We start from the raw sequence: 16,834 nt of genomic DNA on the forward strand, positions 1-16,834 counted from the left end.
CATGAACATCTTCAATGCGCGCCTGCGTGGCAAGGACGGGCTGTTTCGCATCGAACTCGAAGGCGAGCGCATCGCTGCGATCCAGGCGCAGACCGGGTCGCTGGCGCTGAATAACGCCAGTGATATCGACGCCGAGCACAACCTGGTGGTGCCGCCCTTTATCGAGCCGCATATTCACCTCGATGCCACCCTCACCGCTGGCGAGCCCAACTGGAACATGAGCGGTACCTTGTTCGAGGGCATCGAGCGCTGGGCCGAGCGCAAAGAGCTCAATACCCATGAAGACACGAAGACCCGCGCCAGCAAGACCATCGGCATGCTGGTCGATCACGGCATCCAGCATGTTCGTACCCATGTCGACGTCACCGATCCCAAGCTGACCGCACTCAAGGCGATGATTGAAGTCCGCGAAGAAATGCGCCACCTGATCGACCTGCAGATTGTCGCGTTTCCGCAGGAGGGCATCGAGTCGTACGCCAATGGTCGCGCCTTGATGACCGAGGCGGTAGCGATGGGCGCGGATGTGGTGGGCGGTATCCCGCACTTCGAGAACACCCGTGATCAGGGCGTGTCGTCGATCAAGTTTCTAATGGACCTGGCCGAGCGCAGCGGTTGCCTGGTCGATGTACATTGTGACGAGACCGACGACCCGCAGTCGCGCTTCCTTGAAGTGCTGGCCGAGGAGGCGCGGGTGCGCGGCATGGGTGCGCGGGTTACCGCCAGCCACACCACGGCAATGGGTTCGTATGACAACGCGTACTGCTCGAAGCTGTTCCGCTTGCTGAAAATGTCGGGCATCAACTTTGTTTCCTGCCCCACCGAGAGCATCCACCTGCAGGGCCGGTTCGACACCTACCCCAAACGCCGTGGCCTGACCCGTGTCGCCGAAATCGACCGCGCCGGGATGAACGTGTGCTTTGGCCAGGACTCGATCGTCGACCCGTGGTACCCACTGGGCAATGGCAACATTCTGCGCATTCTCGAGGCCGGCTTGCACATCTGCCACATGCTCGGCTACGAAGACCTGCAGCGCTCGCTCGACCTGATCACCGACAACAGCGCGCGCACCCTCAATCTTGGCGAGCGCTATGGGCTGGAGGTCGGACGGCCAGCGAATCTGCTGGTGCTGTCGGCGCCGGATGATTACGAGATGGTCCGCAGCCAGGGTTACGCACTGGTTTCAGTGCGCAATGGCAAGGTGCTGATGCGCCGCACCCCGGCCCAGGTGCAGCGCCTGGCTTGATCCAGACCATCGCCCGGGCAGGCTTATCTGCGTGGGCGATGGCTGGCGATCGGTCTAATTCGCATTTGCCCCTGAGCGCGATCAGTGGCACGCTTGGCCGGCGATTTTGCATCGCCCCTACAGCGATATAAGGAAACGCCCAGGTGAGTTGGGAAAAAGTCGGTAAAGCCCTCGTTGGCCTGCTGGTCGCTGGTGCCTGTGCAGGCGGCGTGTATCTGGCATTCAAGCAGGACCCAGCCCTGGAAGCGCGGCTTACCTACTCCTACCTGACCTACCCAAGCCAGTTCAGCGAGCGCATCAGCACGGCCAACGACATGCTGCGCTACGAGCGCTTGCACGGGCAGATAAGCGATATCAGCCAGGGCCAGTTGAGCAATCAGCAGGTCGACAAGCTGGTGGACGCGGCCCAGGCGCCGTATCTGGCGTTGTTTGCCAAGCCGTTCGAGGCAGGCCTGGTCGACCATCGTACCGGCTTGGTAATAGAGCTGAAGAACACCCGCGAAGCGCCACTCAAGAACGTCCAGATTCGCTTGCCGGCCAAGGGCCTGGTGCAGGTGCGCGACGATGACGGCAACGACATCATCCCACAGGCGGCAACCAACCTGATCGACATCGCCACCATCGGCGGGCGCGAAGACTGCAAGGTATGGGTGTACTTCGATTCGGATTACTCGCAGATCCGACAGGGCGGCCTGAGCATTCGCCACGCTGACGGCGAGGCGCAGATTCTCGCTTACCGCGAGTTCGTCGGCCTGCCAGCCACCATTGCCAGCTACAGCCAACTGCTGCTGGCCTTGCTCGGTGCACTGGCGATCGGTGTATTGGGCCTTGGCTACGCATGCCTGAGCCGCAGCCAGCAGGCTACGGCCCAGCGCCGCGCTTAAGGCGCGACCAGCTCAAAGCGCCCCTGCGGATCTTCCAGCCCGGACATCAGGCGCAGGAACTTGATCCGCTCGCCGGTGATGCTGATATCGCCCACTGTGACCTCCTTGACGAAGCCGGTCTGCTTCAAAGCGATACGATCGAGTGTGGCTTTTTTCATGCTGACCTCGACATCAGCACGGCGGTGGCGCGTGCGGTCGCGGTGGGTCAGCACGCCGTTGCGCACGGTCAGCGCATAATCTTCACCCAGGTCAGTGAAGCGCCAGTTGATGGTCAGGTCCTGCTCGGCTGCCTTTTGCGCATCGAGGCGCACGCTGAGCAGATCGAAGAACAGAGGCGCTGCCAGGGCCCGCACCATGTCATCGACATTGCCGGGGGCAGGGCTTGCGGCAACACCGTCGCGCAGCTCCTGCGCGCCAGTCAGGTACGCATTGCGCCAGGTGGTGTTCTCGCTCTGGTAGCCGAGTTGCTCGAACGCATCGGCCTGCAGCTGACGTGCTGCGCTGTTACCGGGCTGGGCGTAGATCAATTGCCGAGTCAGCTCGGCGACCCAGCGGTAATCACCTGAAGCAAATGCCTTGCGCGCAAGGCTCAGCACCTGGTTGGCGCCGCCCATGGCTTCGACATAGCGCCGGCCGGTGTCGGTCGGTGGCAGTGGGTCGAGGGTAGCGGGGTTGCCGTCGTAGCTTCCCATGTAGCGTTGATACACCGCGCGCACGTTGAGGCTGAGCGAGCCGTAGTAATCGCGGCTGTACCAGCGCTTGGCCAGGCGCGGGGGCAGCGTGGCGAGTTGCGCGGCAATTGCGTCCGGGGTCAGGCCCTGATTGATCAGGCGTAGCGTCTGGCCATCGATATAGGCGTACAGGTCACGCTGGTCGGCCAGGTACTCGCGCACTGCCGCGCCGCTCCAGGTTGGCCAGTGATGCTGGCCGAGGACGATCTCGGCCCGCTCACCGTAACGCACCAAGGCCTGGTCGAGGTAGCGCGACCAGCTTCTGGCATCGCGCACCGGCGCGCCACGCAGGTCGAGCAGGCTCAGTTGACTGTGGGCGACGTTCTCGCCCATGACCAGCGCCTTGAAGCGCGGCAGCCAGAGGTTCATCTGTGCCGGCGCGTCCTGGCCTGAGGTGAGCTGGAATTCGATGTCGATACCATCAATGCGCACGGTCTCGACCGCTTTGCTTATCTCCCGCGTGGGGGCGATCAGGCTGATCGTGGCGTTGCTGGATATATCTTTGCCCAGGCCTGCATCGACCTGGCCGCGAGGCCCGCGGGGCAGGGCATTACCATACAAGTATTCGGCGCGGCGCTGCATCGCTGGGCCCGCCAGCACGTTCTCGCTGATGGCCTGCGCATAGAAACCGCGCGGTGCCAGCACCTGAACCTTGCCGGCCTTGACCTCGGCGGTGTCGACCACACCGCGCACTCCGCCATAGCTGCTCACCTGCGGGTTGCTGTAGATCACCGCCAGCACAGGCTTGCGCGGGCGATGCTTGAAGTACAGTTCCATGGCAGCGCGGGCGGTTTCTACCGAGTGCAGTGGGTCGATCACGATCAGGCCGCTGTCGCCTTCGACCAGGGTCATGTTGGCGAGGTCCAGGCCACGTACCTGATAGATGCCCTCGGTGACCTGGAACAAGCCAGCGATGGCGTTCAGTTGGGCTTGGCGCCACAGGCTTGGGTTGATGGTGGCAGGCGCTTCACCGTTGATGAAGGCGTAGCGCTGCAAGTCCCACACCGGTTGGCTGTCGGCATTGTCGATGCGGCCATCGAAGCGCTCGATCAAGCCGCGCTGAGCGGCGTCGAAATCGGCGCGGTCGTTGAAGGGGAGGCGCTGCAGCCATTGTTGATTGCTTTGGCGGGTGAAGCTGGTGGCGTCTTTTTGCGGTGCATCGGCGGCAGAGGCGAGCGGGCACAGCAGCAATAGCGGCAGTAACAGGCGATGCGGCATAGGGATTCCTTGGCTTGGACGATGCGCAAGGGGGAACAGTAGCCTATGGCATGGAGGTTTGGGCAGGTGCTAACGCTCTGGCTGTGAGTTTTAGGGCTGCTGAGCAGCCCTAAAACCAAGCGCCGTGTTGTTCAGCGCTGGAAACCCAACCCCGACGACAAGTCAGTCTGCGCAGGCTCGTGCCGATCCGGCGCAGTATTGTCCTTCACCGTCTGTGTCACAGTTCCCTTGACCTGCTCACCCTTGGCCTTGAGCGTGTCGGTCAAGCGGTCGCTGTGCTCGCCCATCAACTGGTCCTCCTTGCGCGTAGTCGGCAGCGCCGCGCCCAACGCAGCGCCCAGGGCGATGCCCAGTGCAGCCATTACCAACGGTTGCTCCTTGAGTAGATGGTCGAACTGGTTCTTAAGAGCGGTGGCTTGATCGCCCATCTGATGCGCCGTGTCGCGGACGCTGTCGGCTGAACCACCGACCGAATCGCGCAGATCATGTGCCTTGGCTTGCACGGTATGCTTGGCATCGTGGAGGGCATCGCCAGCGTGTCCGAACGCGCCTTTGACCGCACCGACAGCCTCGCCCAGCTTATCCCCCAGGCCCGGCCCGGTGTGTGCAGGCCCTGGGCTGAACGGCCGGTTCTGGTTCATCGCCAGCCAAGCCATGCCCACTGCGGTCAGGGTCGCTGGTACAGGGTTGTTCTTCAACGTGGTGCCCAGATTATGAAAGAACTCGCCGCCATTACCCTTGCCGTACGCCAGCACCTGATCCATCAATTGGCCGGGGCTCAGGCGCTGTTCCAGAGCATCGACCAGGTCACTGATGTGCTCACGCTTGGCGTTTATCTCCTGCTCGAGCAGGTCCGGGTCTTTGTCTGCTTCATGTTCGAAAGAAGTGCTCATGGCAGTTTCCTCTTCAGCGTGTCCTTGTCCTGTTGCATGGCATGCAGGGTGCGGTCGGGCATTAGATGGTCGGGCTCGAACTGCTTCTTGCCCGACTGCAGCATAATGAAGCCGATGATCACCGTGATCGCACCGACGATCAGTGCCGCCAACCATGGCTCAACCACCATTGCCAGCGCGTAGACCGCCGCCAGCAGCAGGATGATGAAGCCTGCCAGCAGCACAATGGCGCCAGCGGCAACTGCCGCAGTGCCCGCCTTCAGGGTGTTGAGGTTGTGCGTCAGCTCGGCTTTGGCCAACGCCAGCTCTTTGCTGAACAGCTCGGGCACTTCACGCATCAGTTGGCGCAGCAGGCCGCCGATGCCGACTGGATCTTCGCTGGCCGGTTGCACCGGAGGCGGGGTGTGGAACGAGTCGTTGTTCATCATTCGGCTCCTTCAAGCGGGTCACGTTGCTGAGCGCTGGCGGTCACAGGGGTACCGGCACCGACGCCGATCGGGTCGACCGGGGTGTAGGGCTTGTGCGTGGAAACATCGCTGGCGCGATCCGGGGTGGGCGGGGTGCTGTGGTAGGGCTCGTTGCTGCCATAGGCGGGGGCGGGCGTTGGCGAAGTGGTGTCATGGTGGCCGCTGGCGCGCAGGAACCGCGACAAGGCAAAGCCGACGGCAACACTGCCGGCGAGGAACAGCCCGGGGTTGTCGCGTGCCAGCCGCGTGCCTTTGTGCAGCAGATCCTCGGCGCTCTCGTGGCGGATCTGCTCGGCAAAGGTGCCGATGCATTCCGCGGCCTGGCCGAGGTAATGCGAGATACCCAGCGTGTCGTTGTCTCTCAGCGCAGATGCCGCCGAACGAGCACCCTCCTGGAGCGAGTCCAACTGGTCGGCAGCTGTGTCGCGGTAGTGCTCGAATTGCTCGGCACCTTGCGTCTTCGCCTCGCCGAGCAGGGCACCAGCCTCGTCGGCGATTGTGTGCAGGTGATCCTGATTATTATCGGGTGGCGATGAGGCGCTGTGGTCGGTCTTGTCCATGGTCGTTTCCCTCGATGATGAAAGCCCCGGCACAGGCCGGATTGTTTTCGTTCATTCGGGGGACGCGGGCGAATAGCAGGGAGTTCATTCAACTTGATCGGTGACGTTTAGCGCTCGCGCCAATGATTTGTGCGGCGTTTATCGCAGATCGAGGTAATTTGCGCACAGATTTTGACGCTGGTTCAGTCGCTGTCGTGCAACAGCAGCGCTTGACGCAGCCGTTCGAGCAGGGCCTCACGCACGCTGTCAGGTGCAGTGACCTTGATCGAGCCGGCATGTGCCAGCAGCCAGCTGATGAGGGCGTGGTCATAGGCAACCGTGGCCACCAACCTGGCGTCGCCTTCGGCAAGCGGCTCCAGCAACATGTCGTCCGACAGCGGCTGCGCCGCCAACTGCCGCGCCAGCCCCGGCGTCACCCAGGCACGCAAGGTGATCGGTTGCGCCATGCCACGATCGCTGGGCTGCGGCCGCTGCAGCAGCTCGGTGCTGATCTCGGCCTGCCAGTACCAGCCATACGGGGTGCCCTTGCTGTTGCAGCGCACCGGAAACAGCTCGGTCAGCTCGTTCAGATCACGTTCCACCGTGCGCTTGCTGGTGCCATGGCCGACCTGGTGCAGGGCCTGCTGCAACTGATTGGAACTCATGCCCGGGTGGCGGTCAGGCAGCAATTTAAGCAGCTGCCACTGGCGGGCGATGGTCTGGCGCGTGGGGTTGCTGGGCAAAGCGGGTTCCTTGGCGCGCGATCACTGCACGGCTTTAATGATAGCAATTGGCTATGTTCGCCAAGCATACCTGTTGCGGGGCGTGCAGCCAATGTGCCGTGACAACCGACCTGCGACTGCGGTATACCTGAGCGCTACCAAGGGGAGCCCGGAGACGGGCTGAGAAACCGCTGGCGAGATGCAGCGCGGTGACCCTTAACACCTGATCCGGATCATGCCGGCGAAGGGATGGGACAGCCGACCTGCCTTTGCGCCGGCCTCACTGCGAGGCCGCACCATGCATCACCCGCCTGGCCTCGCTGCCACCTCCCAGAGGACAGCAGCATGAGCGAACGTTTTACCCATTATTTGCGCGAGCAGAGCGAACCTACCTGGTCGGCTGCCGTTGGCCACCGCTTCGTGCGGCAGCTATGTGATGGTTCCCTGGCGGATCCGGTCATGGTCCGTTACCTGGTTCAGGACCATCGCTTTCTCGACAGCTTCCTGACCCTGCTCGGTGCGGCTATTGCCACAGCCGATACCTTTGAAGCGCGCCTGCGTCTGGGCCGTTTTGCCGGGATGATCTCGAGTGACGAAAATACCTATTTCCTGCGTGCATTCGAGGCCCTCGGTGTAAGCCCGGCGCAGCGCGACGAGCCTGCCGACAGTGCGCCTACTGCAGGCTTCAAGGCGGTCATGGCCGAGGCGGCGGCAAGCCGCTCCTATGCGGCAGCGCTGGCGGTGCTAAATGTGGCCGAGGGGTTGTACCTGGACTGGGCGCAGAAGGCGCCGCAGCCACTGCCCGAGCATTTCGTCCACGCTGAGTGGATCACCTTGCATGACAACCCGTTCTTCGAGGATTTTGTCGCGTTCCTGCAAGCCGAACTGGACCGCGTCGGGCCAAAGGAGGCCGAGCTCAGCCGCGACTATTACCTGCGCACCGTCGCGCTGGAACTGGCCTTCTTCGATGCCGTATACGATGGCGAGGCCTGACATGGATATTTTTGATCGGCTCAAGGCCGCCGCTGCGCCGCAATGGGCGAGCTACGTCGAGCATGACTTCCTGCAGCAGATGCAGACGGGCACCCTCAGTCAGGCGGCGTTTCGCGAGTATCTGGTGCAGGACTATCTGTTCCTGATCCAGTTCGCCCGCGCCTGGGCGCTGGCCGCCTACAAGAGCCGCCTGCCAAGTGACATCCGCGCCGCGCAGGCCGGGCTTGCGGCGATTCTTGACGAGACTGAACTGCACCTGCGCCTGTGCGCCCGCTGGGGCTTGTCGCAAGCCGACATTCAAGCTGCCCCCGAGCATCAGGCGACCGTGGCCTATACCCGCTATGTGCTTGACTGCGGCGCCGCCGGCGACCTGCTTGAACTGCACGTTGCGCTGGCGCCGTGCGTGATCGGCTACGCCGAAATCGGCCAGCGCCTGGCCGGCGCAATTGGTGATCTGAACGAGCATCCGTACCGCGAATGGATCGGCGAGTATGCCGGTGAGGCCTATCAAGACGTGGCGGCGTCTGCCCGCAAGCACTTGGACGAGCTGGCCGCGCGGAGCATGACCGAGTCACGTTTCACCGAGCTGGCGGCGATCTTTGCCCAGGCCTCACGGCTTGAGGCGGACTTCTGGCAGATGGGATTGCAGGCTGCCGAATGATCGGCTGGTCAGCGTGCTTGAGGTGCCTGCAGCCATAGCTGTGCTACCTCGATGCTGCCTTTGGCGTCGCGGTCGCCGGGAGCGGCTGTCACACTTTGTCCCATTTGCGCCAATGCATCTGATTAGGATTCTCTTTTACAGCGGAATCCACAGGTCACTTGCATGCGCGCACCACGTCGTATTTTCAGCCGTTCCTCCACGTTGGCCGTACTTCTGGCGGGTGCCGCGCACGCGCAGACAAACCCTCCAGAACCCGTCCCATTGACCCTTGAAGATGTGGTTGTGACTGCCTCGGGCTTCGAGCAGCGGGTTGAGGACGCGCCCGCGTCGATCACCGTCATCGACGGCGAAGACCTGCGTCGCAAGTCGAACCGCGACCTCGGTGACGCAGTGCGTGATGTCGAGGGTGTTACCGTCAACGGCGGCGCCAACGAAAGCGACATCTCGATGCGCGGCATGCCGGGCGACTACACCTTGATTCTGGTCGATGGCAAACGCCAGAGCGCCCGTGAATCAAGAGTCAACGGCAACGCCGGTTACGAGCAGAGCTTTGTTCCGCCAGCAGCCGCCATCGAGCGGATTGAAGTGGTGCGCGGGCCGATGTCGTCGCTGTATGGCTCGGACGCTATCGGGGGGGTAATCAACGTCATTACCCGCAAGGTCTCGCCCGAGTGGGGCGGCTCGATCGGTTACGACTATTCGGCGCGTCAGCACAGCGCAGAGGGCGACGCCGGGCAAACCACTTTCTACTTGAGCGGTCCGCTCAAGGAAGACCTGCTTGGCCTGCAGGTTTGGGGCCGCTACCTGGACCGCCAGGCCGATGCTGACCTGGAACAGACCAACGGCCACAGCAAGGCCGATCACCGCGACCTGACCACCCGCCTGGCCTTCACGCCCACTATCGACCACGACATCCTCCTCGAAGCCGGCGTTACGCGCCTGAAAAACGGTGATGGCGTCAGTGCCAACTGGGCCACCCGCGAGCAAGAGAACAACCGTGATCATTGGTCGTTGTCGCACCAGGGTCGCTGGGGCTGGGCTACCTCTGACGTCGCTCTCTATCAGGAAACCACCAGCCGCGAAGGCAAGGCGACGCCAGACCAGACCGACATCTACGGGCGCAAGCCTGAAATCCGCAACCGCGTGCTCGACGCCAAGTTGGTCGTGCCGACCACCTACAACGTCAGCACGGTTGGCCTGCAATGGCAGAAAAACCAGGTTACCGACTGGAACCAGGGCTTGGGTGACAAGGTTGATTACGAGTTCTCGGTCCAGCAAAAAGCGCTGTTTGCCGAAAACGAATGGTCGGTCACCGACACCTTCGCCTTGACCGGCGGGCTGCGGCTGGACAACCACGAAGAATACGGCAACCACTTCAGCCCACGCCTGTATGGGGTCTGGCGCGCGACGGATCAGTGGACGCTCAAAGGCGGCGTTGCCCGCGGCTTCAAGACCCCTGAGCTGCGCGCCGTGGTTGAAGGCTACGCCTACCTGCGCCGCAACCGGTTCGTCATGCTCGGCAACCCTGACCTCAAGCCCGAGACCAGCACCAATTACGAAGTGTCGGCGCTGTGGTCCAACCGCAATGACCTGTCGGCAGGCGTGACGCTTTTCTACAACGACTTTCAGGACAAGCTCTCGACCGTAACCACCGACCGGCGCTGGAACGGCTACATCGTCATGGACCGCGTCAATGTCGACAAGGCTGTTATTCGTGGCGTCGAGCTGACCGGCCAGTGGGACATCCGCGCCGACTTGCTGATCAAAGGCAACTACAGCTACACCGACTCCGAGCAGAAGACCGGTGCCAACGCCGGTGCGCCGCTTGCCCTGACGCCGAAACAGAAAGCCAACCTGCGCGGCGAATGGCAGGTCAATGACCGTGCCCAAGCCTGGGCCGCGCTCAGCTACTACGGCGAAGAAACAGGCAACACCATCACTGCCGAATCGGCGCCCGGCTACACCACTGCCGACATCGGCGGCTCGTATGACCTGACCCATGCGCTGACTGTGAATGCCTCGCTGAACAACATTACCGACAAGCGTCTGGACGACGCGACCTACGGCACGGTGAACTATGGCCGCACGCTGTGGATGGGCGCGACCTACAACTTCTGATCAGAGCAGTTGCAAACGGGGCCGTACATCGGCCCGGTTTGCGTTTGCGCTTGTCAGCCTTGGCCGACCGGCAGCCGCACCAGCGCGCACAGCCCGCGTGGTTTGCTGTTTTCCAACAGCAGTTCACCGCCATGGGCCTGAATGCAGGCACGGGCGATCGCCAAGCCCAGACCGAGGCCGCCACCGCTGCGGGCGTCGGCACCACCGCGGCCGAGCTGGACAAAGGGTTCAAAGACTTTTTCCAACCACTGCTCAGGCAGCCCCGGACCTTGATCAGTGATCTCCAGGCGCACCTGGCCGTCAGCCTGGCTGAGCGTCACGTGGGTCGCACCGCCATGCTTCAAGGCGTTGTCGATCAGGTTGGTCAGGGCACGTTTGAGCGCCAAAGGTCGGCAGCTTAGCCAGGCCTGTTGCTGCACATCCCAGGTCAACGGTTGCCCAAGCAGGCGATAACGTCGGTCCAGCTCGTCAAGCAAGTCGTTCAGGCGCAACTGACAGGTCGCCTCCTGCACTGCATCGCCGCGCACGAACTCCAGAGTTTCTCCGACCATCGCCGTCAGCTCGCCCAGGCTTTCCAGCAAGTCGTCGCGGGCGGCGCCGGGGTCCAGCAGCTCAACCTGCAAACGCAATTCGGTCAGCGGCGTGTTGAGGTCATGGCTGATCGCTGCCAGCAAGCGGGTGCGGCCTTCGACATGCCGGGCCAGGTTGGCCTGCATCGTGTTGAAAGCATGGGTCAACTCGCGTGCTTCGTGCGGGCCGGTTAACGGCAGCGGCGCAATCCACTCACCACGGCTGACCCGCTCGGTGGCTTTGGCCAGGGCCTTGATCGGGCGCAGCACGCGGGCAAAGCCGAACATCATCACCAGCAAGACCGGCAGGGTGGTCATTGGCAAACTGTAAGCCAGTACAGTGCCCCACTGATAAGCTCCGCTGGGGTGCTGCTCGGCATTCAGATACTGGCCGTTGCCCAGCGCCAGGCTGCTGCGCAAGCGTAGTGGCGCCCAACCGCCAGGACTGAACGGATAAGCGCGGGCGTCGGTGCCGTTGACCCGCTCCAGTTGCACGATCAGCGAGTGTTGCGGGGATAGCTGCAGGCGCTGGCGCAGGTCGCGGGTCAGCCGCTGTTCTTCAGAGCGAGCGGCGAAAGCACTGACCTCGGGGGTTGCCGCGATCCAGAAGCGGGTTTCCGGGTTGGCCATCTTGGCCAGCATCCTGTTGGCCTGCGCTGCGGGCAGGTCGCGTGCCAGGTTGAACGCAGTTGCCAGGCGCTCCAGGCTGGCTGCCCGGGACAGCGGATGAAGCAGGCTGCCGTGGCGGTGCAGCAGAACGATGCCGATCAAGTGCGAGGCCAGCAGCGCCAGGCACAGCAGCAGCAGTAACTGGTGCAGCAAGCGCTGCGGCCACAGCCGGCGCAGGCTATTCAAGCTCGACATCGGCGGCCAGCAAGTAGCCGCTGCCCCACAGGGTGCGCAGCAGCTCGGCGGTTTGCCCGTCGTGGCTGAGCTTGCGCCGCAGGCGGCTGACCTGGCGGTCGATGGCGCGTTCGCTGATGTCGCTGTCGTGCGCTGCCGTCAGGTCGACCAGCCGTTGCCGGGTCAGGCTGCGATGCGGGTGGGCCAGAAACACCTGCAGCAGCTTGCCCTCGGCGGTGCTCAACTGAACTGACTCGGCACCTTCGCGGCTGAGCGAGGCGCTGCTGGCGCAGAAGTGCCAACCGGCGAAGCGATAGCGGCGAACTGCGGGAGTAGCAGCAGGCGCCGCGTGGAGTCGCGCTTGGGTTGCCTGATGCCGGCGCAGCACGCTGTTCAGGCGCGCGACCAGCTCACGCGGCTCGAACGGCTTGGTCAGGTAGTCATCGGCGCCCAAGTCGAGGCCGCGAATGCGGTCTGCAGTGGTGTCGCGGGCGGTCAGCAGGATCACCGGCAGGTTGCAGCGCCGGTGCAGTTGCTGGCACAGCTCGAAGCCATCGCCGTCGGGCAGCATGACGTCGAGCACGGCCACGTCGAACGCCTGCTGCTTGAGCAATTGCCAGAGTCCGGCCGCGTCGGCGGCGGTGCGCACCTCGAAACCATGGCGGCGCAGGTAGGTCGCCAGCGGGTCGCGGATCTTGCGGTGGTCGTCGACCACCAGCACTCGCGGCGCGGGCGTGGGTTGTTCAGCTGGCATTGGCTATCGCGCGTGATGTGGGGGCAGGGCGCAATATTACTACGAGTCATTATCATTTGTGACTGCCCGCTGTGGGCAGATTGTCACAGCGGGTATCGTCACCTGCAGTCGCTGGCACTAGATGGCCGAGCGGCGCACCTGCTTGACCAGGATCTTCTCCAACAGCTCCCACATCGCCGGGTCGGTGCTGAACGCGACGTTGAAGCGCATCCACCCAGTCGCCTGGGCGTCGACCATGAACAACTGCCCGGGGCCGAGCATGATGCCTTGCTCCAGCGCGTCATCCAGCAGGGCCGCGCTGTCCGGGATGGCCCGGTGCCGCGCCCAGACGTACATGCCTTCGTCCGATTCGGTGAACAGCTCGAAGCCCAGCCGGTGCAAATGCCGGCCCACTTCTTGGTGTGCTTCGGCCAGGCGCTGGCGCAGGCGTTTGAGGTGCTTGCGCCAGCGGCCATCGATGATCGCCGCGTAGACCACCCGTTCCATCACTTGGGAGGTGGTCAGCCCAGAGCGCATTTTCAGGCGCAGCAACTGCTGCATCAGTTCCGGGTTGGCGAACAGGTAACCAACCCGCACGTTCGGCGAAATGCTTTTTGAATAGCTGCCGACGTATACGACTTGCTGCAGGTGATCGAGGCTGGCCAGGCACGGCTGCGGCTCCGCGATCATGTCGGCGTACAAGTTGTTTTCCACCAGCCGGAAGCCATGCTGGCTGGCCAGCTGCAGCAAGCGGTGCAGTTGCGGCAACGGCGTACGCGAGCAGGTCGGGCTGTGCAGGTGCGGCTGGGTGAAGAAGACACTTGGGCGGTGTTCGCTGAGCAGTTGCTCCAGGCGATCGAGGTCGTAGCCGGCCGGGGTGCGCGGCACGCCGATCAGGGTAGCGCCCTGAAACCGCAGAATGCTCATCAGGTTGGGGTAGCCCGGGTCGTCGACCAACACTACGTCACCGGGGCGCACCAGCGTGCGTACCGCCAGGTCCAGCGCCTGGCTGGCGCCGTGGGTGAGCATCAGCTGCGCCGGGTTGACCACGATCGACAGCTCTTGCTGCAGGTTCTGCGCGGTCAGCGTGCGCAGCTCCGGCAGGCCCATCGGCTCGCCATAGCCGGACAGCTCCAACGGGCTACCGGCGACCTGACGCATGCCACGGCGCAGGCCATCTTCGTACATCCAGTCGTTGGGCAGCCAGCCACAGCCGGGTTTGAACGGCAACTGACGGGTTTCGAAAATCTGCTGCAGGTACCACTCGGCATTGAACGACGGCCGGCTGTTGTCGGCGCCGTGGGCCGGTCTGTCGAGTTGCTCGCTGGCCGCGCGATTGACGAAGAAGCCGGTGTTGCCGCGGCTGACCAGCAGCCCTTGCGCAACCAGGCGGTCGTACGCTTCGACCACGGTGAAGGTGCTCACCGAGTAGGTGGCGGCAAAGGCGCGGATCGACGGGACCTTGGCACCGGGTTTGAGCGCCTGGCTGTCGATCAACTCGCGCAAGCCGTCGATGATCTGGTTGACCAGCGGGGTGGCGGAGTCTGGATGTAGTACGAGCATGGGTGTGCCTTCAGGTGTGCAGACGCGGGGCATCTGCCGGGTGTCGCGCGGTGTATTGCATGGGCGGCCTGTACAGTGCAGTGCGACTTTCATGCCACTGTGCATGGCTCTATCAGCGCGACATTTTTACATTAGGTGTCTGAGATCGCCAGACACCTTTTGTTTCAGTTCGTTCGAGGCCCGCCTCGAGCGAGCCACAGGCCGCCACGGAAGGCCTGCTCGTGCCCTCGCACAGCGCCTGCGCGCATCAGTATCGATGTACAGGTGAAACCGCTTGCCATCGGGGTTTCACGCAATTCCTTAGATAAAAAGAAGCACGGGGACACAACTGATGGACGCAACATCTACAACTACCGCATCCGAAAAAGGGGCGCCGGAGAGCAAGCTGAATGCTTCGCTCAAGTCGCGCCACCTGACGATGATGTCGATCGCCGGGGTCATCGGCGGCGCACTGTTCGTCGGCTCCGGCAGTGTCATTCACAGCGCCGGCCCAGCTGCGGTGCTGGCTTATCTGGCTGGCGGCATCCTGGTGGTGCTGATCATGCGCATGCTCGGTGAAATGGCGACGTCTTCGCCAGACACCGGCTCGTTCTCGACCTACGCCGACCGTGCCATTGGCCGTTGGGCAGGCTTCACCATCGGTTGGTTGTACTGGTGGTACTGGGTCATCCTGATGGCCTGGGAAGCGTACGTGGCGGGCAAGATCCTGCACGGCTTCTTCCCGGGGGTGAGCACTAATGTGTTCGTCCTGGCGACGACCCTGGTGCTGATCACCGTCAACTTCTTCAACGTCAAGCACTACGGCGAGTTCGAGTTCTGGTTTGCCTTGATCAAGGTGATCGCGATCGTCTGCTTCCTGATCGTGTGTGGCTCGGCGGTGTTGAATATCTGGCAGTTCGGTGAGGTCCGCGGGATCACTCACCTGACTGCCGAAGGCTTCATGCCGAACGGCTTTACCACGGTGATTGGTGCGCTGCTTGGGGTGATGTTCGCCTTCCTCGGTGCGGAGATCGTGACCATCGCTGCCTCCGAGTCGAAAGACCCGGCCGGGCAGATCGTCAAGGCGACCAACTCGGTGGTCTGGCGGGTGTGCCTGTTCTATGTCGGCTCGATCTTCCTGATCGTCTGCCTGGTGCCGTGGAATGACCCGCACCTGGGTGAGTCGGGCTATGGCGCTTATCGCCGTACGCTGGAACTGCTGGGCGTGCCATATGCCGAGCTGCTAATGAACTTCGTCGTGTTGACCTCGGTGAGCAGCTGCCTGATCTCGGGCCATTACACTGCCTCGCGCATGCTGTTCTCGCTGGCTCAGCGTGGCGACGCGCCGTCGTTCTTCAAGATCACCCGCGCCGGCACTGGCGTACCGGTGTTCGCGATCGTCGGTTCGTGCGCGGTGGCAGTGGTGTGCGCGCTGATCAACTTCAGCGAGACGCTGCGGCCCAAGGACGTGCTCGACACCTTGATGAACACCACGGGCATGATCGCTTTGCTGGTGTACCTGGTGATCGCCTTCTCCCAGCTGCGTATGCGCCGCAAGTTGATTGCCGAAGGCAAGGAGATCCGCCTGCAGATGTGGCTGTTCCCTTGGCTGACCTACCTGGTGATTGCGTTTATCGTTGCTGCGCTGGTGACCATGGCGTTCATGCCTGACTACCAGATTCTGGTGGTTTCGACCGGTATTGCTGCCTGTGTGGTGGTGGCGATGGGTGTTGTGCACCAGATCCGTTCGGCGAAAAAACTGCACTAAGCAACGCGCTGTATGATGTCGGCCGGTTCCCGCAAGGGGCCGGCCGCGTTTGTTTGTGCGGGTCTCACCGCGAAGCCCTCGACATGGCTTATGCTAGGCGCTCAGCCGCCTACAGGAGCCGCCCATGGCCTGGTCTGCCAACCAATATTCGCTGTTTGAAGACGAACGCAGCCGCCCCGTGCGCGATCTGCTGGCGGCGGTGCCGCCGCGTCCCGTGCGTCACGCTACCGACCTTGGCTGTGGGCCGGGCAACTCCACCGAAGTGTTGTTGCAACGCTGCCCGGACGCTCAGGTGACAGCGCTCGACAGTGATCCGGACATGATCGACAAGGCCAATAAACGACCGCGTTTGAGTGTGCCGAGGGTAAGCTGCAAGATTGCCGACATCGCGATTTGGCAAGCAGCCGAACCACAGGACTTGATCCTCGCCAACGCTTCGCTGCAATGGCTCCCTGAGCACGCCACGCTTTATCCGCACCTGGTCCGCCAGCTCAGCGAAGGCGCCAGCCTTGCCGTGCAGACTCCGGACAACATCGACGAACCGGCCCACCGACAGATTCGCGAGATCGCCAAGCGCGGGCCATGGGCCGACAAGTTCGCTGACTTCTCGCTGCCGCCGCGGCATACCGCAGGGTTCTACTACGACTTGCTCAGCCCGCTGTGCAGCCGCGTCGACGTCTGGCGCACGACTTACCATCACCCCTTGGCCGGCGGTGCGCAGGCGGTGGTTGAATGGTTCAAAGGCTCGGCACTGCGACCTTACCTGGATCGTCTGAACGAAGCAGAACAGGCGGACTTCCTGCAGTTGTATCTGCAGGCGATGGAGCATGACTACCCACCGTCCAGCGACGGCAAGCTGCTGCTGCCGTTCCCGCGCTTGTTTGTGGTTGCTACTCGCTAACTGCGAAAC

15 protein-coding genes and 1 riboswitch are annotated in these 16,834 nt (G+C 63.0%); of the genes, 7 read left to right on the forward strand and 8 right to left on the reverse strand.

Features of this window, described 5'->3' with window-relative positions; translation table 11 throughout:
* The first annotated feature begins 1 nt into the window (after position 1).
* Both codA and FW789_RS04425 read left to right on the forward strand, forming a co-directional pair.
* Positions 2–1,243, forward strand: coding sequence for a cytosine deaminase (gene codA / locus FW789_RS04420; protein WP_340610148.1), 1,242 nt, complete (start codon positions 2–4; stop codon positions 1,241–1,243).
* 143 nt (positions 1,244–1,386) lie between these two features.
* Positions 1,387–2,127, forward strand: a complete 741-nt coding sequence (locus FW789_RS04425) for a hypothetical protein (protein WP_103437774.1) — start codon at positions 1,387–1,389, stop codon at positions 2,125–2,127.
* Here FW789_RS04425 and FW789_RS04430 read toward each other — a convergent pair.
* The 5 genes from FW789_RS04430 to FW789_RS04450 form a co-directional block, all read right to left on the reverse strand.
* Positions 2,124–4,076 carry an alkyl/aryl-sulfatase gene (locus FW789_RS04430; RefSeq protein WP_446431029.1) on the reverse strand — a complete coding sequence of 651 codons (1,953 nt, stop codon included), beginning with the start codon at positions 4,074–4,076 and terminating at the stop codon, positions 2,124–2,126. The two genes, FW789_RS04425 and FW789_RS04430, sit on opposite strands and share 4 nt — an antisense overlap.
* A 131-nt stretch (positions 4,077–4,207) precedes the next feature.
* Positions 4,208–4,969, reverse strand: a complete 762-nt coding sequence (locus FW789_RS04435) for a DUF3618 domain-containing protein (protein WP_340610144.1) — start codon at positions 4,967–4,969, stop codon at positions 4,208–4,210.
* Positions 4,966–5,397 carry a phage holin family protein gene (locus tag FW789_RS04440; RefSeq protein WP_207073127.1) on the reverse strand — a complete coding sequence of 144 codons (432 nt, stop codon included), beginning with the start codon at positions 5,395–5,397 and terminating at the stop codon, positions 4,966–4,968. Before FW789_RS04440 ends, FW789_RS04435 begins: the two co-directional genes overlap by 4 nt.
* Positions 5,394–5,996, reverse strand: coding sequence for a hypothetical protein (locus tag FW789_RS04445; RefSeq protein WP_186699229.1), 603 nt, complete (start codon positions 5,994–5,996; stop codon positions 5,394–5,396). The genes FW789_RS04440 and FW789_RS04445 overlap by 4 nt, the downstream gene beginning before the upstream one ends.
* Positions 5,997–6,178: 182 nt before the next feature.
* Positions 6,179–6,718, reverse strand: coding sequence for a WYL domain-containing protein (locus FW789_RS04450; RefSeq protein ID WP_411562947.1), 540 nt, complete (start codon positions 6,716–6,718; stop codon positions 6,179–6,181).
* 130 nt (positions 6,719–6,848) lie between these two features.
* Positions 6,849–6,964, forward strand: a riboswitch (TPP riboswitch).
* Positions 6,965–7,042: 78 nt separating this feature from the next.
* Between FW789_RS04450 and FW789_RS04455 the strand changes: the two genes are divergently transcribed.
* The 3 genes from FW789_RS04455 (at position 7,043) to FW789_RS04465 (ending at position 10,469) form a co-directional block, all read left to right on the forward strand.
* The gene (locus tag FW789_RS04455) at positions 7,043–7,690 is read left to right on the forward strand and encodes a TenA family protein (RefSeq protein ID WP_103437771.1); all 648 of its coding nucleotides are present in this window, start codon (positions 7,043–7,045) and stop codon (positions 7,688–7,690) included.
* A 1-nt stretch (position 7,691) separates the two neighbouring features.
* Positions 7,692–8,351: a thiaminase II gene (gene tenA / locus FW789_RS04460; protein WP_207073128.1), complete on the forward strand. Its 660-nt coding sequence runs from the start codon at positions 7,692–7,694 to the stop codon at positions 8,349–8,351.
* A 162-nt stretch (positions 8,352–8,513) separates the two neighbouring features.
* Positions 8,514–10,469, forward strand: coding sequence for a TonB-dependent receptor domain-containing protein (locus FW789_RS04465; RefSeq protein WP_446431030.1), 1,956 nt, complete (start codon positions 8,514–8,516; stop codon positions 10,467–10,469).
* 53 nt (positions 10,470–10,522) lie between these two features.
* On the opposite strand, the gene FW789_RS04470 is transcribed toward FW789_RS04465, so the two are convergent.
* The 3 genes from FW789_RS04470 to FW789_RS04480 all read right to left on the reverse strand — a co-directional run bounded on the left by FW789_RS04470 (position 10,523) and on the right by FW789_RS04480 (position 14,177).
* Positions 10,523–11,860: an ATP-binding protein gene (locus tag FW789_RS04470; protein WP_446431058.1), complete on the reverse strand. Its 1,338-nt coding sequence runs from the start codon at positions 11,858–11,860 to the stop codon at positions 10,523–10,525.
* 25 nt (positions 11,861–11,885) lie between these two features.
* Positions 11,886–12,635, reverse strand: a complete 750-nt coding sequence (locus FW789_RS04475) for a response regulator transcription factor (protein ID WP_101320355.1) — start codon at positions 12,633–12,635, stop codon at positions 11,886–11,888.
* A 117-nt stretch (positions 12,636–12,752) separates the two neighbouring features.
* Positions 12,753–14,177 (reverse strand): aminotransferase-like domain-containing protein, encoded by a 1,425-nt coding sequence (locus tag FW789_RS04480; RefSeq protein WP_103437767.1) that lies wholly within the window; start codon positions 14,175–14,177, stop codon positions 12,753–12,755.
* 331 nt (positions 14,178–14,508) lie between these two features.
* On the opposite strand from FW789_RS04480, the gene FW789_RS04485 reads away from it, so the two are divergent.
* The gene (locus FW789_RS04485) at positions 14,509–15,924 is read left to right on the forward strand and encodes an amino acid permease (RefSeq protein ID WP_103437766.1); all 1,416 of its coding nucleotides are present in this window, start codon (positions 14,509–14,511) and stop codon (positions 15,922–15,924) included.
* 124 nt (positions 15,925–16,048) lie between these two features.
* On the forward strand, positions 16,049–16,825 hold the full coding sequence (gene tam, locus FW789_RS04490) for a trans-aconitate 2-methyltransferase (RefSeq protein WP_340610127.1): 777 nt from the start codon (positions 16,049–16,051) through the stop codon (positions 16,823–16,825).
* Positions 16,826–16,834: the final 9 nt, after the last annotated feature.

The organism is Pseudomonas sp. 1121_17 (assembly GCF_052850745.1).

What these genes read in the sequence shown, in the direction of transcription:
- codA (WP_340610148.1), top strand. Translation starts at nt 2, where the DNA reads ATGAACATCTTCAATGCGCGCCTGCGTGGCAAGGACGGGCTGTTTCGC.
- FW789_RS04455 (WP_103437771.1), top strand. Translation starts at nt 7,043, where the DNA reads ATGAGCGAACGTTTTACCCATTATTTGCGCGAGCAGAGCGAACCTACC.
- FW789_RS04430 (WP_446431029.1), bottom strand. Translation starts at nt 4,076, where the DNA reads ATGCCGCATCGCCTGTTACTGCCGCTATTGCTGCTGTGCCCGCTCGCC.
- FW789_RS04445 (WP_186699229.1), bottom strand. Translation starts at nt 5,996, where the DNA reads ATGGACAAGACCGACCACAGCGCCTCATCGCCACCCGATAATAATCAG.
- FW789_RS04440 (WP_207073127.1), bottom strand. Translation starts at nt 5,397, where the DNA reads ATGATGAACAACGACTCGTTCCACACCCCGCCTCCGGTGCAACCGGCC.
- tenA (WP_207073128.1), top strand. Translation starts at nt 7,692, where the DNA reads ATGGATATTTTTGATCGGCTCAAGGCCGCCGCTGCGCCGCAATGGGCG.
- FW789_RS04475 (WP_101320355.1), bottom strand. Translation starts at nt 12,635, where the DNA reads ATGCCAGCTGAACAACCCACGCCCGCGCCGCGAGTGCTGGTGGTCGAC.
- FW789_RS04480 (WP_103437767.1), bottom strand. Translation starts at nt 14,177, where the DNA reads ATGCTCGTACTACATCCAGACTCCGCCACCCCGCTGGTCAACCAGATC.
- FW789_RS04485 (WP_103437766.1), top strand. Translation starts at nt 14,509, where the DNA reads ATGGACGCAACATCTACAACTACCGCATCCGAAAAAGGGGCGCCGGAG.
- FW789_RS04435 (WP_340610144.1), bottom strand. Translation starts at nt 4,969, where the DNA reads ATGAGCACTTCTTTCGAACATGAAGCAGACAAAGACCCGGACCTGCTC.
- tam (WP_340610127.1), top strand. Translation starts at nt 16,049, where the DNA reads ATGGCCTGGTCTGCCAACCAATATTCGCTGTTTGAAGACGAACGCAGC.
- FW789_RS04465 (WP_446431030.1), top strand. Translation starts at nt 8,514, where the DNA reads ATGCGCGCACCACGTCGTATTTTCAGCCGTTCCTCCACGTTGGCCGTA.